At 62.4% G+C, this 15468-nt stretch carries 13 protein-coding genes and 3 pseudogenes; 8 read left to right on the top strand and 8 right to left on the bottom strand.

What is annotated here, in order from left to right; all coding sequences use genetic code 11:
- The 4 genes and pseudogenes from AC0GNR_RS18200 to AC0GNR_RS18215 all read left to right on the top strand — a co-directional run.
- Positions 1 to 150, top strand: a pseudogene (locus tag AC0GNR_RS18200) (IS630 family transposase); the annotation flags it as partial.
- Between the two features lie 20 nt (positions 151 to 170).
- A pseudogene (locus AC0GNR_RS18205) lies at positions 171 to 1154 on the top strand (NAD-binding protein); the annotation flags it as partial.
- A gap of 115 nt (positions 1155 to 1269) precedes the next feature.
- Positions 1270 to 2232 carry an MBL fold metallo-hydrolase gene (locus tag AC0GNR_RS18210; RefSeq protein ID WP_472902239.1) on the top strand — a complete coding sequence of 321 codons (963 nt, stop codon included), beginning with the start codon at positions 1270 to 1272 and terminating at the stop codon, positions 2230 to 2232.
- 95 nt (positions 2233 to 2327) lie between these two features.
- The gene (locus AC0GNR_RS18215; RefSeq protein WP_472902240.1) at positions 2328 to 2873 is read left to right on the top strand and encodes an adenine phosphoribosyltransferase; all 546 of its coding nucleotides are present in this window, start codon (positions 2328 to 2330) and stop codon (positions 2871 to 2873) included.
- Between the two features lie 22 nt (positions 2874 to 2895).
- On the opposite strand, the gene AC0GNR_RS18220 is transcribed toward AC0GNR_RS18215, so the two are convergent.
- From AC0GNR_RS18220 to rpmH, 7 genes are all read right to left on the bottom strand, one after another.
- Complete coding sequence (locus AC0GNR_RS18220; RefSeq protein ID WP_472902241.1) at positions 2896 to 3561, bottom strand: hypothetical protein; 666 nt, start codon at positions 3559 to 3561, stop codon at positions 2896 to 2898.
- A gap of 90 nt (positions 3562 to 3651) precedes the next feature.
- Positions 3652 to 4143 (bottom strand): Crp/Fnr family transcriptional regulator, encoded by a 492-nt coding sequence (locus AC0GNR_RS18225; protein WP_472902242.1) that lies wholly within the window; start codon positions 4141 to 4143, stop codon positions 3652 to 3654.
- Between the two features lie 106 nt (positions 4144 to 4249).
- On the bottom strand, positions 4250 to 5683 hold the full coding sequence (mnmE, locus tag AC0GNR_RS18230) for a tRNA uridine-5-carboxymethylaminomethyl(34) synthesis GTPase MnmE (RefSeq protein WP_472902243.1): 1434 nt from the start codon (positions 5681 to 5683) through the stop codon (positions 4250 to 4252).
- Positions 5684 to 5759: 76 nt separating this feature from the next.
- Positions 5760 to 7475 carry a membrane protein insertase YidC gene (gene yidC / locus AC0GNR_RS18235; protein WP_472902244.1) on the bottom strand — a complete coding sequence of 572 codons (1716 nt, stop codon included), beginning with the start codon at positions 7473 to 7475 and terminating at the stop codon, positions 5760 to 5762.
- A complete protein-coding gene (gene yidD / locus AC0GNR_RS18240) occupies positions 7472 to 7759 on the bottom strand; it encodes a membrane protein insertion efficiency factor YidD (RefSeq protein WP_472902245.1) in 288 nt (95 codons plus the stop codon). Before yidD ends, yidC begins: the two co-directional genes overlap by 4 nt.
- On the bottom strand, positions 7749 to 8204 hold the full coding sequence (gene rnpA / locus AC0GNR_RS18245; RefSeq protein WP_472902250.1) for a ribonuclease P protein component: 456 nt from the start codon (positions 8202 to 8204) through the stop codon (positions 7749 to 7751). The genes yidD and rnpA overlap by 11 nt, the downstream gene beginning before the upstream one ends.
- A gap of 70 nt (positions 8205 to 8274) precedes the next feature.
- The gene (gene rpmH, locus AC0GNR_RS18250; protein ID WP_066096666.1) at positions 8275 to 8409 is read right to left on the bottom strand and encodes a 50S ribosomal protein L34; all 135 of its coding nucleotides are present in this window, start codon (positions 8407 to 8409) and stop codon (positions 8275 to 8277) included.
- 219 nt (positions 8410 to 8628) lie between these two features.
- Here rpmH and dnaA point away from each other — a divergent pair, with 219 nt between their 5' ends.
- The 3 genes from dnaA to gyrB all read left to right on the top strand — a co-directional run bounded on the left by dnaA (position 8629) and on the right by gyrB (position 14122).
- On the top strand, positions 8629 to 10035 hold the full coding sequence (dnaA, locus tag AC0GNR_RS18255; protein WP_472902246.1) for a chromosomal replication initiator protein DnaA: 1407 nt from the start codon (positions 8629 to 8631) through the stop codon (positions 10033 to 10035).
- A gap of 184 nt (positions 10036 to 10219) precedes the next feature.
- Positions 10220 to 11326, top strand: coding sequence for a DNA polymerase III subunit beta (gene dnaN, locus AC0GNR_RS18260; protein WP_472902247.1), 1107 nt, complete (start codon positions 10220 to 10222; stop codon positions 11324 to 11326).
- Positions 11327 to 11506: 180 nt separating this feature from the next.
- Positions 11507 to 14122 carry a DNA topoisomerase (ATP-hydrolyzing) subunit B gene (gyrB, locus tag AC0GNR_RS18265; protein WP_472902248.1) on the top strand — a complete coding sequence of 872 codons (2616 nt, stop codon included), beginning with the start codon at positions 11507 to 11509 and terminating at the stop codon, positions 14120 to 14122.
- A gap of 296 nt (positions 14123 to 14418) precedes the next feature.
- Here the strand turns inward: gyrB and AC0GNR_RS18270 are convergent, their stop codons facing one another.
- The gene (locus AC0GNR_RS18270) at positions 14419 to 15009 is read right to left on the bottom strand and encodes a hypothetical protein (protein ID WP_472902249.1); all 591 of its coding nucleotides are present in this window, start codon (positions 15007 to 15009) and stop codon (positions 14419 to 14421) included.
- Between the two features lie 187 nt (positions 15010 to 15196).
- On the opposite strand from AC0GNR_RS18270, the pseudogene AC0GNR_RS18275 reads away from it, so the two are divergent.
- A pseudogene (locus AC0GNR_RS18275) lies at positions 15197 to 15349 on the top strand (helix-turn-helix domain-containing protein); the annotation flags it as partial.
- Between the last annotated feature and the right edge of the window lie 119 nt (positions 15350 to 15468).

Below are 15468 nucleotides of genomic sequence, written 5' to 3' on the forward strand. Positions count from 1 at the left end.
GACTTGAAGCAGGAGATGGGCAAGCGCGTGCCGGTGCGAACCAAGGCCAAGCTACGCGATGCGGCCAACGATCACATGGCGATGCTGGAGCAAAACCCCGAGCGCGTCATGAGCTACTTCCAGGACCGTCACGTTCGATATGCAGCTTAAGACTTCACAGGGCCGGATCAATAGCGCAGGGCGGTGAATTTGGCCTGGTGCTGCTGACGCTGGCCGGGCAAAACAACCTGGTGCCGCCGGCGCTGTTCAACCCGATTCTGGCGAGCATGGTGATTTCCATGCTCGCCACGCCGTTCATCATTCTGTACACCAACAGCATCGTGAGCCGCCTGGTGGGCAGCGACTGGCTGATGCAGTCGGTGCAGATGACGAGCATCGCGCGCAAGGCCATCAACGCCGACAAGCACGTCATCATTTGCGGCTACGGCCGCTGTGGCCAAAACCTGGCGCGCTTGCTGGAAGCCGAAGGCATTCCCTACATGGCGCTCGACCTCGACCTCGACCCCGACCGCGTGCGCCAGGCCGCTGCGGCCGGGCATTCGGTGGTGTATGGCGACGCCGCGCGCCTGCAAGCCCTGATGGCCGCCGGCCTGCACCGCGCCAGCGCGGTGGTGGTGACCTACCTGGACACGCCCAGCGCGCTCAAGGTGCTGCACCACACCCACGAACAGGCGGTGAACGTGCCGGTGGTGGTGCGCACGGTGGACGACACCGACCTGGAAAAACTGCGCCAGGCGGGCGCCACCGAGGTGGTGCCCGAAGCGATTGAGGCCAGCCTGATGCTGGCCAGCCACGCACTGGCGCTGGTGGGCGTGCCCATGCGCCGCGTCATCCGCGTGGTGCAAGACCAGCGCGACGCGCGCTACAACCTGCTGCGCGGCTATTTCCACGGCGCAGGCGACGAAAGCATGGACGAGGTCGACCACGAGCGCCTGCACACCGTGACCATGCCGGCGGCGGGGCGCACCGTGGGCAAAACGCTGGGTGCCCTGGCGCTGGACGCTGTGGGCGTGCGCCTGGTGAGCCTGCGCCGGGCCAACGGCTTGCCCAGTGCGTTCAGCGACGCGTCGGTGCTGGAAGGCGGCGACACCCTGGTGCTCAGCGGCAAGGCGCCGGCGCTCGCGCTGGCCGAGGACAAGTTGCTGTCGGGCTGAGCGCCCCGCCCCACACCAATCCCATGACAGCCTGGTGGTTAAATGGAACGATTGGTATACATGGCGACCAGTCAGTCTGTATGCTTTCGGCTCCTTACCAATTTGGAGCAGCAACATGATGGACCGCCGACTTTTCCTGGGTGCCGGTATCGCGGGCGCCTCTGCGCTCACCTTCTCGTCCGTGTGGTCGCAGAGCGCGCCCAATGTCGGCGCACCCGTGTTGCCCGAGGTCGGTTTTCGCCGCATGAAGCTGGGCGCCATGGAAATCATTGCGCTCAACGACGGTGCCGTGCGCCGCCCGCTGGGTGAAGAGTTTGTGCGCAACGCACCACTTGAGCAGGTCAAAGCCCTGCTGGCTTCGCAAAATCTGCCCACCGACTACGTGGACATTCCGTTCACCGCGTTCCTCGTCATCAGCGGCAACACCAAGTTCCTGATCGACACCGGCTTTGCCGACAACGGCCCGCCGACCACCGGCAAGCTGCGCGCCAACCTGGCCGCGGCCGGCTACAAGCCGGAAGACATCAACCACGTCATCTTGAGCCACTACCACGGCGACCACATCAACGGCCTGCGCGCCAAAGACGGTTCGCTGGTGTACCCCAACGCCAAGGTGCATGTGCCCGCGCCCGAGCACGCCCACTGGATGGACGACGCACGCATGGAAGCCGCGCCACCCGCCATGAAGGGCGCGTTCCAGGCGGTGCGCCGAACCGTTGGGAGCCTGCCCGCCAGCCAGTTGGTCATGTTTGAACCCGGCGCAGAAATCGCCCCCGGTATCACATCGTCGGCCGCCTTTGGCCACACCCCTGGTATGAGCATTTTCACCATCCGCTCCGAAGGCCAATCGTTTGTGTACGTGGCCGATGTGGTGAACGTGCCGTCGCTGTTTGCGCGCAGCCCCGAATGGGCGGTGGCCTTTGACATGGACGCCGAGATGGCCAAGCAAACCCGCCGCCGCGTGTTTGACATGCTGGTGAAAGACAAAACCGTGGCCGGTGGCTTCCACTTCCCATTCCCGGCGTTTGGTACCCTGGAAGCGGCAGGCAACGGTTACCAGTTCAAGCCCATGGCCTGACCCGGCGCCCGCCTCTGCACCCAAAACCCCGGCTCCAAACCGGGGTTTTTTCCTGGGCGGGGCGATAATGAAAGCCGCTCAACGGACCCGACCCCATGGACACCTCTGCCTATCTGAAATCCCACATCCGCACCGTGCCCGACTGGCCAGCGCCCGGCGTGCAGTTCCGTGACATCACGCCGCTGCTGCAAGACCCCAAGGTGTTTCGCGTGCTGATCGACGTGTTTGTCCACCGCTACATGGATCCAGCCTTGCGGCCCACCGTCGTGGCCGGTCTGGACGCGCGCGGCTTCATCATTGGCTCGGTGCTGGCCTACGAACTGGGCGTGGGCTTTGTGCCGATTCGCAAAAAAGGCAAGCTGCCGTTCACCACGGTGCAGGAAACCTATGAGCTCGAATACGGCAGCGCCACCGTGGAACTGCACACCGATGCGGTGAAGCCGGGCGACCGCGTGGTGCTGATCGACGACCTGATTGCCACCGGCGGCACCATGATGGCCGGCTGCCGGCTGCTGGAAAAGCTGGGGGCCGAGGTGATGGAAGGGGCCGCCATCGTGGACCTGCCCGAACTGGGCGGCTCTGACAAGCTGCGCGCCTCGGGCTTGAAGCTGTTCACACTGCTGAATTTCGCCGGGCACTGAGCAGCCTGAGCCCGCGCTGCCTTCACAACTTGCCGTGCTGAGTCTCACTCAGCGCTGAAAAGTCGCTGTGTGACTCGGGCACGGGCAACAACAGGTCGGCCTCAGGCGGCTCACGCCGCACCGGCGGTGCTGCGCTTTGCAGTGCGCGCCGAAAGGCCTCCACCTCGCCGGGTGCCACCGGCTGCGCCCGGGCAGCAGGCACCGGTTTCAGCGGGGCCGGAATCGCGGTGTCGCTGGGCAGCGGCACGTCGCGCCGCCTTTGCGCCGCCACCGCAGCCTTCAACGCCATGCCCCGCTGGTCGTGCACCGCCTTGCGCCGCCAGTACACCGAACGCACCTCCATCGTGTGGCGCGACTGGGCGCTGGACTGTATCCAGCGCTCAATCTCCAGCAGGTACTCGTCGGGCATCACCTCGGCGGGCAGTGCCAGGTCGATCAGCACCAAAAAACTATCGCCATTGGCGTCCAGCGTCAGCACCTTGAACTCGTAACTGGTGGACAGCACGCCACCGCGGATCAGCGACTCGCGCACCACCGAAAACAGCTGCTCGCGCCGCAAGATGCGCCGGCCGCGGCGCGGCGAGATCATCGGCAGGTTGGTCTGGGCAAACCCACGGCGTGCCCGCGCAGCGCCCGGTTTGCGCAGGGGACTGGTTTTTTTAGCTTGCAGCCAGCTGAACAAGGACATGGGCAAAGTATGGCGAAAACCGCGCAGGGCAGTGGGTGAAAAAGCGGTGCAATACCGGCGCTGATGAATCGGTGGCCCGGCGCACGGCGCTCAGGTGACCGCCACCCGTTTGGGTTTGTTGTACATGCGCCGGGCCAGCACGGCCGACATGGCCACAGCCAGGTCGAGTGCCACATCAGGGTGGCGCACGGACAGCTCACGAAAGCGCAGCGGTGTCATGCACCAGAGCCGGCAATCCGACCCGGCATGCACGGTGGCGCTGCGGGGCAGATGGCTGAAGAAAGCGCCTTCCCCCAGCAAAGAACCCGCGCCCACCATGGCAATGCGGATGCGCTCACGATCGTCTTCGTAGTGCACCGTGAGGCTGCCGCTTTCGACGAAATACACGGTGCGGTCTTTCACGCCTTGCTCAATCAGCACCTGCCCTTGCGACAGGCTGACCGGCTGCAGGTAATTGGCCAACGTGGTCCACTGGCCCTCGCTCAGGCTCAGGGGCACCGCATCCAAGGCATTGCAATGGCGCATGGACTGCGCCAAACCCTGGATGTCGTAGCGCGATGCGGCCGCAGAAGAAGCGTTCATGCCGCCAAGATAACCGCGGGCAGCGCCTAAGGGCAAGGCGCTTTTACGGCTTCTTACAGTTGCACTCCCAACGGTGCGCGGGCAGCGCCGGGCGGCGCGCGGCGGCTCACTTTCCGATGCAAAAACGCGAAAAAATTTCGCCGAGCAAATCGTCGGCGGTGAATTCACCGGTGATCTCACACAAGGCATGCTGCGCGAGCCGCAGCTCTTCGGCCAGCAAGTCCAGATGCTCGGCACCCGCAGCCAGCAGCGCGTGGGCGCTGTCCAGGTGGGTTCCCACGCGCTTGAGCGCTTGCAAATGGCGCTCCCGCGCCATGAACAAGCCATCACCCGCGTGCTGCCAGCCCGCCAGGGCCAGCAGACGCTGACGCAGGGTTTCCAGTCCATCGCCGCTTTTGGCCGACAGCGCCAAGTCGCCAGCCTGCAGGCGTGCAGCCAATGCCGCCTCGGCATCGGCCGGGCACTGGTCGAGCTTGTTCCACACCTGCAACACCGCCACACCCGGTGGCAGCGCCGCGCTCAGGTGCCCGGCAATCGCGGCGTCTGCGGCCTGGTAGTCGGCGCTGGCGCTGCGGGTCAGATCGTGCAAAAACAGTACGGCATCGGCCCGCTCAATCTGGCCCCAGGCGCGCTGAATGCCAATTTTCTCCACCTCGTCCACATCCGGGCTGTCGCGCAAGCCGGCGGTATCAATCACGTGCAGCGGCACACCCTCGATCTGGATGGTCTGCTGCACCACGTCGCGCGTGGTGCCCGCAATGGGGGTGACGATGGCCAGCTCGGCACCGGCCAACGCGTTGAGCAACGAGCTTTTGCCCGCGTTGGGCTGGCCCGCAATCACCACCTTCAGCCCGTCGCGCAACAGGGCGCCCTGGCGGGCCTGCCCCTGCACGTCGGCCAGTGCGCTACGCAGCCGTTGCAGTTGGCCCATGGCATCGGCCTTTTGCAAAAAATCGATGTCTTCTTCCGGAAAGTCCAGCGTCGCTTCAACCAGCATGCGCAGGTGAATCAGCGCGTCACGCAAGGTGTGGATGCGCTCGGAAAACACCCCGGCCAGCGAGCGCGACGCGCTGCGTGCAGCCGCTTCGGTGCTGGCGTCGATCAGATCGGCCACAGCTTCGGCTTGCGCCAGGTCGAGCTTGTCGTTCAGAAACGCCCGCTCGGTGAATTCGCCCGGGCGCGCCGGGCGCAGCCCCGGCAAAAGCGGTTGGCCCTCGGTGGTGGCCGACTGCGCCACCGCCAGGCAACGCGCCAGCAACAGCTGCAACACCACCGGGCCACCGTGGCCCTGCAGCTCCAGCACGTCCTCCCCGGTGTACGAGTGCGGTCCTGGAAACCACAGCGCCAGGCCATGGTCAATCGGCTGCCCCTGCGCGTCGAGGAGCGGCAGGTAGGTGGCTTCGCGGGGCTTGAGCTCGCGGCCCAAGAGCGCCTGCACAAACGGCTTCAAACCGCTGCCGGACACGCGCACGATGCCCACAGCACCCCGGCCGGGCGCGGTGGCAATGGCGGCAATGGGGTCGGTTTGTGCGCTGAGCATGGCGAATATTTTGCGTGCGTTTGGTGATCAGAAACAGCGAGGGCCGCTTGCGCGGCCCTTTGCTGGAGCAGGTGCCTTATTTGGCAGCAGGCTTGCCTTTGAACAAGTCAAACGGCAGCGTGAATTTCAGCGGTACACCCATGCGGTTGTTGATGAACGACTGCTGCGCAATGGTCAACACGTTGTTCGTGATCCAGTACAGCACCAGGCCGGACGGGAAGAAGAAGAACATGACCGAGAACACCAGCGGCATCATCCACATCAGCTTGGCCTGCAGCGGATCGGGTGGCAGCGGGTTCAGCGCGGTCTGGATCATGGTGGTCACGGCCATCACCAGCGGCAAGATGAAGTAGGGATCGGGCGACGACAGGTCGGTGATCCAGCCCAGCCAAGGCGCGTTGCGCATTTCCACGCTCGACAACAGCACCCAGTACAGCGCAATGAACACGGGGATCTGGATCAGAATGGGGAAGCAACCACCCAGCGGGTTGACCTTTTCTTCCCGGTACATCTTCATCATTTCCTGCTGCATCGCCTGTGGGTTGCCCTTGAGGCGCTCGCGCATTTCCATGATGCGCGGGTTGATCGCCTTCATCTTGGCCATGCTCTTGTAGGCGCTGGCGTTGAGCCAGTAAAAAGCCGCCTTGATCAGCACCACCAGCAGCACGATGGCCCAGCCCCAGTTCTGCACAAAGCCGTGGATTTTTTCCAGCAACCAGTACAGCGGCTTGGCCAAAATGGTGAGCCAACCGTAGTCTTTCACCAGCTCCAGGCCGGGGGTGATGGTCTCGAGCACCTTCTCGGCTTGCGGGCCTACAAACAGACGGGCCTGCACGCTCTGGGTCTGGCCAGGGGCTACCGCGGGCAGTGCGGTAATGGCACCTACCGCGTACAGGTTGTTGTCGATCTTGCGGGCAAAGTTGTCACGCGCCACACCCTCGCCCAGCACCCAGGCGGTGGCAAAGTAGTGCTGCACCATGGCCACATAACCATTGGTCGCGGACTTCTCGAAATCGGCCTTGTTCTTTTCGATGTCGGCAAATTCCACCTTCTGGTATTTCTGCGCCTCGGTGTAAATGGCCGGGCCGGTAAAGGTGGAATAGAACGGCGTTTCGCTGCTGAGCTTGTTGCCGTCGCGCACCAGTTGCAGATACAGCTGCGGGCTCACGGCCTGGCCGCTGTTGTTCACCACGTCGTGCTGGACCGTCATGTCGTAGCGGCCGCGCGTCAGGGTGTAGGTCTTGACCAGCTTCACGCCGCCCACCTCGGCCGACTCAAAGCGCACCTGCAGCTCGTTCTGGCCCTCGGCCAGCGACGTGGCACCGGGCACCAGCGTCATCGGGGTTTTGTGGGTCGGGAAACTGCCGCCAATCAAACCGCTCTGTGCGACGTACGTGCTGTTGGCGTTTTGGGTCAACAGGGTGAACGGCTTGTCTTCCTGGTCTTCGCTAGATCCGGTGGCTTCGGCGTGTTTGAACAGCTGGGCATCAATAACCGAGCCGCCTTCGCTGTTGAACACCAGCTTGAGCACGTCGGTGGTGACTTCGTGACGCACCGCCGCAGCGGATGGCGCACCCGCAGGCGCTTCACCGCTGACAGCGGCCACACCCGCCGCAGACGGCAGGCTGGCATCGGCAGCAGGCGCCTGACCAGCCACCGGGGCCGGTGCGGTCACGGCGGAAGCTGGGAAAAAGGTGGGCTTCTGGCCGTTGTGGATCTGCCACTTGTCCCAGATCAGGACCATCGAAAGACCAAAAACCACCCACAGGATGGATCGACGGATGTCATTCATGACGGGTTCTTCTTTTCTGAGGGGGGTGAAATCAGACGGGAAAACAAAGCGGGCGCAGCCTCGGGAACCGCGTCAAAGCCGCCTTCGCACCAGGGATGGCAGCGGCCCAGCCGCTTGAGCGTGAGATAGCTGCCCGCCAGCGCACCGTGGCGCTCCAGCGCGCCCAGGGCATAGACAGAACACGAAGGCTCGAAACGGCAACTGCTGCCCAGCGAGGGGCTGAGCAGCAAACGGTAACCCTTGACCAGACCCATCAGGCCTTGGCGCGGCCAGTCAGACAGCATGGGGCACCTCTGGAGAAGCGGGCACCGCAGAGCTGAGCGCCTTCACAACAGGCACCCGCTGCACCACCCGGTCCAGCAATTGGTCGAGCTCGGCCCGCACCGCGCGTTTCAGAGCGTCGGACGTGGCGCTCACAAACTGCTTGCGGCTGAATTCGGTGCGCAGACGAACGACAAACGCCGCCTGCGGCAGCTGGTGGGCTTTTTCGCGAGCGGCTTCGTAAATCTGGCGACGAATGGCGTTGCGCGTCACCGCGCGGCGCGCCCAGCGCTTGGGCAGGAGTACACCCAACCAAGCATCGGCGACAGGAAAAAGCGCCCGACCTTCGTGGGCGCTCTCATGTGCAGCGTCCAACGCCACACGGTGCAAGGCGAAGTGGGGGGTTTTGGCCACAAGGGCACCCGCCATAACGGCTTGAAATTGCTGCCTGGACTTGAGCCGCTGCACCACTGCTGAACCCTCAGGCCCGTTCAGTGGTTGCGCCGGGCCGGCCGACAGCGGCACAGCACGCGCGGGCTCAGACGGCCAGACGCTTGCGGCCCTTGGCGCGGCGAGCGTTGATCACAGCACGGCCACCACGGGTTTTCATGCGGACGAGGAAGCCGTGGGTGCGGGCGCGTTTGATCTTGGAAGGCTGGTAAGTGCGTTTCATGGTGCTCAGTAGAAATCGGGGAAACCCGCAATTATCGCAAAGAAACCCGATGCGCGGCAAGCACTTGCAGGTATATCTCGTTCCAACACATCAGCAAAGCCCTGTTTTCACCGGTCAGAGCGCGGGTGTCAGCTTGTGGATAAGTTGGTGCGCGCACTACAATCAGCGGTCTGCCCCGAGCCATTTGTCCACAATAACAGCGTATCCGCCATTCCCAGCATGACCGAGGGCACCACCCCAGACATTCCGCCCACTGACGCCCAGTCTTTATGGCTCACCTGCCTGGACCGCCTGGCCCAGGAAATCCCCGAGCAGCAGTTCAACACCTGGATTCGGCCCCTGTCGGCCACCGTGGCCGCCGACCGCAGCAAAGTGGTGGTGTCGGTGGCAAACCGGTTCAAGCTCGACTGGATTCGCGCCCAATACGCGGCCCGTATCACGGTACTGATGGAAGCCGTGAACGGCTCACCGGTCAATCTGGAGTTGGTGCTCGCTCCGCGTGAGGGCCCCAGCCGCACGTCACCGGCACCTCGCACGGTGCAAGAACAGGTGTTGGCCGAACTGCCCGACCTGGCACCCGTGGAAGTGGCCAGCCCCAGCGCCCCCAAGACCCGGTTGAACCCGGCACTTACCTTCTCAACCCTGGTGGAAGGCTCGGCCAACCGCATGGCCCGCGCTGCCGCCATGCACGTGGCGGGCAGCCTGGGCCAGTTGTACAACCCGCTGTTTATTTACGGCGGCGTCGGCCTGGGCAAAACCCACTTGGTACACGCCATTGGCAACCACCTGCTGGCCGATCGTCCACAGGCCAAGGTGCTCTATATCCACGCCGAGCAATTCGTGTCGGACGTGGTCAAAGCCTATCAGCGCAAAACGTTTGACGAATTCAAAGAGCGTTACCACTCGCTGGACCTGCTGCTGATCGACGATGTGCAGTTTTTTGCCAACAAAGAGCGCACGCAAGAAGAGTTCTTCAACGCGTTTGAAGCCCTGCTGGCGCGCAAATCGCACATCGTGCTGACCAGCGACACCTACCCCAAGGGCTTGGCCGACATCCATGAGCGCCTGGTTTCGCGCTTCGATTCGGGTCTGACGGTGGCCATTGAGCCGCCCGAGCTGGAAATGCGGGTGGCGATTCTGATCAACAAAGCGGCCGTGGAACACGCGGTGATGCCCGAAGAGGTGGCGTTTTTCGTGGCGAAAAACGTGCGCTCCAACGTGCGCGAGCTGGAAGGCGCGCTGCGCAAAATACTGGCCTATTCGCGTTTCAACCAGAAGGAAATCTCGATCCAGCTGGCGCGCGATGCACTGAAAGACCTGCTTTCCATTCAGAACCGGCAGATTTCGGTGGAAAACATCCAGAAAACCGTGGCCGACTATTACAAGATCAAGGTCGCGGACATGTACAGCAAGAAGCGCCCGGCCAGCATTGCCCGTCCGCGCCAGATTGCGATGTTTCTGGCCAAGGAGCTGACCCAGAAGAGCCTGCCCGAAATTGGCGAGCTGTTTGGCGGGCGCGACCACACCACGGTGCTGCATGCGGTGCGGAAAATTGGCGCCGAGCGCCAGCAAAACACCGAACTCAACCAGCAACTGCACGTGCTGGAACAAACCCTCAAGGGATGAGGCGCGTGACACGGTGCACACCCTTGGGCGGCCCCAGCAACACGGCGGTCATGGCGCTGCGGCCCATTTCAGGGTGGGCGCTGCAAAAAGGCGAAAATAGCGACTGTTTGGCCTGCGCCAAGGCCCATACGAGCGGGGCAACAGAACCCGGCCACCGAGTTAACCAGAGACGAAAGAGTCTGACATGATCGTTTTGAAATCGACCCAGGACAAGGTTTTGGCTGCGCTGCAGTCGGTGGCCGGCATTGTTGAGCGCCGCCACACCTTGCCCATTCTGGCCAACGTGCTGCTGCGCAAGACCGGCTCGGCGGTGCAGCTGACCACCAGCGACCTGGAAATCCAGATTCGCACCACCGCGCAGCTGGACGGTGACGAAGGCAACTTTGCCACCACCCTGGGGGCGCGCAAGCTGATCGACATTTTGCGCACCATGCCGGGTGACCAGTCGGTGAGCCTGGAATCGAGCGCGGGCAAACTCATTCTGAAAGGCGGCAAAAGCCGCTTCACGCTGCAAAGCATGCCACCCGAAGACTTTCCGCTGGTGCAAGAGTCGGCCAGCTTCGGCCCGGCGTTCAGCGTGCCGCAGAAAACCCTGAAAAGCCTGCTCGGCCAGGTGTCGTTTGCCATGGCGGTGCACGACATCCGCTATTACCTGAACGGTATTTTGTTTGTGGCCGAAGGCCAGCAGCTCAGCCTGGTGGCCACCGACGGCCACCGCCTCGCATTTGCCAGTGCCACGCTGGATGTGGAAGTGCCCAAGCAAGAGGTGATCTTGCCGCGCAAGACGGTGCTGGAACTGCAGCGCCTGCTGAGCGACAAGGAAGGCGCGATTGAAATGCAGTTTGCGGCCAACCAGGCCAAGTTCAGCTTTGACGGCATGGAGTTCGTCACCAAGCTGGTGGAAGGCAAGTTCCCCGACTACAACCGCGTGATTCCGCGTAACCACAAAAACATCATCACCCTGGGCCGTGTGTCGCTGCTGGCTTCGCTGCAGCGCACCGCCATCATGACGAGCGAGAAGTTCAAGGGCGTGCGCCTGAACATCGAGCCCGGCGTGCTGCGTGTGGCGTCTAGCAACGCCGAGCAGGAAGAAGCGGTCGACGAACTCGATATCGATTACGGTGGCGACACCATTGAAATCGGCTTCAACGTGACCTACCTGATCGACGCGCTGCAAAACATGTCGCAGGAAATGGTTCGTATCGAACTGTCCGACGGCAACAGCTCCGCGCTGGTGACCAACCCCGATGACAACGCGTTCAAATACGTTGTCATGCCGATGCGGATCTGAGGCCCCGGGACATGGACGCCCCCAGCAGCGCCTGCGGCGCTACCCCCCACTGGGGGGCGCCAGCAGCGGCCCGGCAAAGCCGGTTCCGCGCTGGCCCGGGTGGGAACCCTTCATACCGCCACATTTGCCCGACCCGCACTCTGCGGGTTTGGCGTTTCTAGAAGTCAGAGAAATTTCACCATGTCCGAAGCCAACAAGCCCGCCGATTCCGTCAACACTGGCGAGGTCAGCACGGAAAGCTCCAACTTTCAGCCCACCATCGACGCCCACCAGGCCGGCGCGAGCGAAGGCTATGGCGAGGGCGCCATCCAGATCCTGGAAGGCCTGGAAGCGGTGCGCAAGCGCCCGGGCATGTACATCGGTGACACGTCCGACGGCACCGGTCTGCACCACCTTGTGTTTGAGGTGGTGGACAACTCGATTGACGAAGCGCTGGCCGGCCACTGCGACGACATCATGGTCACCATCCACACCGACAACTCGATTTCGGTGGTAGACAACGGCCGCGGCATTCCGACCGGCGTGAAGATGGACGACAAGCACGAGCCCAAGCGCTCGGCGGCCGAAATTGCGCTGACCGAACTGCACGCCGGCGGCAAGTTCAACCAGAACAGCTACAAGGTCTCGGGCGGCTTGCACGGCGTGGGCGTGAGCTGCGTGAACGCGCTCAGCCAGTGGCTGCGCTTGACGGTGCGCCGCGAAGGCAAAATGCACCAAATCGACTTTGCGCGCGGCTTTGTGCAAAACCGCATCTTGGAAACGCAAAACGGCGTCGAGATTTCACCCATGAAAGTGACCGGCGACACCGAAAAGCGCGGCACCGAGGTGCACTTTCTGCCCGACTACGACATCTTCAAAGAGAACGCCGACTTCCACTACGAAATTTTGTCCAAGCGTCTGCGCGAGCTGAGCTTTTTGAACAACGGCGTGCGCATTCGCCTGAAAGACGAACGCAGCGGCAAGGAAGACGATTTTTCGGGCGCGGGTGGCGTGCAGGGCTTTGTGGGCTTCATCAACAAAGGCAAGACGGTGTTGCACCCCAACATCTTCCACGCCACCGGTGACCGCGCCAGCGACCAGGGCACCAACATCGGCGTGGAAGTGGCCATGCAATGGAACAGCGGCTACAACGAGCAAGTGCTGTGCTTCACCAACAACATTCCCCAGCGCGACGGCGGCACCCACCTGACCGGCCTGCGCGCGGGCATGACGCGCGTCATCAACAAATACATTGAAGAACACGAGTTTGCCAAAAAGGCCAAGGTTGAAGTGACCGGCGACGACATGCGCGAAGGCCTGTGCTGCGTGTTGAGCGTGAAGGTGCCCGAGCCCAAGTTCAGCAGCCAGACCAAGGACAAGCTGGTGAGCAGCGAAGTGCGCGGCCCGGTGGAAGACATCGTTTCGCGCCTGCTGACCGACTACCTGCAAGAGCGCCCGAACGACGCCAAGATCATCTGCGGCAAGATTGTGGAAGCCGCCCGCGCCCGCGAAGCCGCCCGCAAAGCACGCGAAATGACGCGCCGCAAAGGCGTGCTCGACGGCATGGGCCTGCCCGGCAAACTGGCCGACTGCCAGGAAAAAGACCCGGCGCTGTGCGAAATCTACATCGTGGAGGGCGACTCCGCCGGTGGCTCGGCCAAGCAGGGCCGCGACCGCAAATTCCAGGCCATCTTGCCGCTGCGCGGCAAGATTCTGAACGTGGAAAAAGCGCGTTATGAAAAGCTGCTGACCAGCAACGAAATCTTGACGCTCATCACCGCGCTGGGCACCGGCATCGGCAAAGCCGGCGGTGAAGGCGCCAGCAGCGACGGCAAAGACGACTTCAACGTCGCCAAGCTGCGCTACCACCGCATCATCATCATGACCGACGCCGACGTGGACGGCGCCCACATCCGCACCCTGCTGCTCACCTTCTTCTACCGGCAAATGCCCGAGCTGGTGGAGCGCGGCCACATCTACATTGCGCAGCCCCCGCTTTACAAAGTGAAGGCCGGCAAAGAAGAGCTGTACCTGAAAGACGCGCCCGCACTCGACGGCTTCTTGCTGCGCATTGCCCTGAAAGACGCCAAAGTGTTCACCGGCGGCGCCACCGCCGCCACGCTCGAAGGCGACACCCTGGGCGAACTGGCGCGCAAGCACCAGGTGGCCGAACACGTCATTGCCCGCCTGTCCAACTTCATGGACGCCGAAGCCCTGCGCTCCATTGCCGACGGCGTGTCGCTCAACCTGGACAACATGGAGCAGGCCGAAGCCAGCGCCGTGGCGCTGCAAGCCAAACTGCGCGAACTCACCACCACCGGCGTGCCCGCCGAAGTGGCGGCCGAATTTGACGCCCGCACCGACAAACCCATCTTGCGCATCAGCCGCCGCCACCACGGCAACGTGAAAAGCAGCGTGCTCACGCAAGACTTTGTGCACGGGGCCGACTACGCCGCCCTGGCCGTGGCCGCCGAAACCTTCCGCGGCCTGCTGGGCGACGGCGCCAAGGTCATGCGCGGTGAAGGCGACAAGCAAAAAGAAGAAAAAGTAGGCGACTTCCGCATCGCCATGCGCTGGCTCATCAGCGAAGCCGAGCGCACCACCAGCCGCCAGCGCTACAAAGGTCTGGGTGAAATGAACCCAGCCCAGCTCTGGGAAACCACCATGGACCCCACCGTGCGCCGCCTGCTGCGCGTGCAGATCGACGACGCCATTGAAGCCGACCGCGTGTTCACGATGCTGATGGGCGACGAAGTGGAACCGCGCCGCGATTTCATTGAGACCAATGCGCTGCGGGCGGGGAATATCGATATCTGATTTGTCAGGCGACAGTGAAAGTAAAACTTCGCCACGTTAGCGAAAAATTACTGACACGGTTACTGCAAAATTCCGGTCGCGCCGCGCTGGTCAGATAGCCAGCGCAGATAGGGGTCAAGAGAAGTCATTGTGCCGAGCAATTTAGGCTGATCTCAGCTACCTGGCCTTCCCCTTTTACCGGATAACTGGACTCACAGGCGGCCAACTGCGAACCTTCGAGGCGACCCTCACAGGCAGCATATTTCGAGTTTCAAACACTCATAGCCCCATGAGGAATCCGGCATTCGCGTGGATGCTCAGGCTATCGCCCGTACTATCGAGACATTGCCAGCAGAGGCAACCTTTATGGCCAGCACCGCGTTGTCCCGCAAACGTCTCAATCGCTGGTACACGATGGCCTGTACACCTGACCGATCTGGTTCGACTTCAGGCGTGGCCGCGCACAAGAAATCAACGGCAAATGCTATGACTCGGGCTTCAATCAACTGGTTGTCTAGATCGGACTTTTGGGTCAGGCCTGCGGTCAGTTGATGTCCTGCGGCTAGAGATATCAAGTCACCTCGCCCACTGGCCCACTTGCGCAATCGCTGATCGGTGATGGTTTTGGCTTCCGTATCGAAAGGAAGAGTGTTCGCAAGTTCTGCATATGTTTTGACCCCATGCGCTTGCATGACGCGACGCGTCCAGTGGCCGAAAGGATGCTTCGATGGCTCAGCCAGAGACAAGACGTTTTCGAGCGAATATTCATCACTTGCCATCACCGTCGCGCCAAGCCGACGGATCGCCGTTGCGGAAAGCAAGACAGAGATCAAGCGATCCGCAAATCGATACTCACTCTCGCCCCAGTGAATGACTTGCTGGCTCCACCAGCTGTCGACATCACGCAAAACATTCGCCCCGCAATGCGGGCAGTTAAGCTCATGCGCCTTCAAGGCTTCAAAAAGCTTGAAGGGGATACCTGTTGATTCATTTCCAAAACTGGGCCATTTCGGGACGCGTTCACGTTGAAATCTGAGCCACGTTGCCGCTCTATCCTGCTGAATTTTTCAGCACGGAGGAGCAGGAGTGATCAACGTGAGCACATTGAGCAAGTTACGCCGCCTCGTGCTGAGGCAGGACGTGTCGGTGCGCGAGGCCAGCAGGCGCCTCGGTATCTCGCGCAACACAGCCACCAAGTGGCTCAAGGACGGCCAGATGGCCGAGCCGCGCTGGCGGAAGTTGTCAAGCTAGTTGTCGCCTGAGGTTGTCAAATCAAGCTGCCTTCTGATCGGACTCCTTGGTTTGTGGGCTGTCTGGGTTTAGGTGAACCTCGTCGATGAAGGTCCAGTTGCGGGTGTTTCCTGACC

Source organism: Hydrogenophaga sp. LT287 (genome assembly GCF_055702805.1).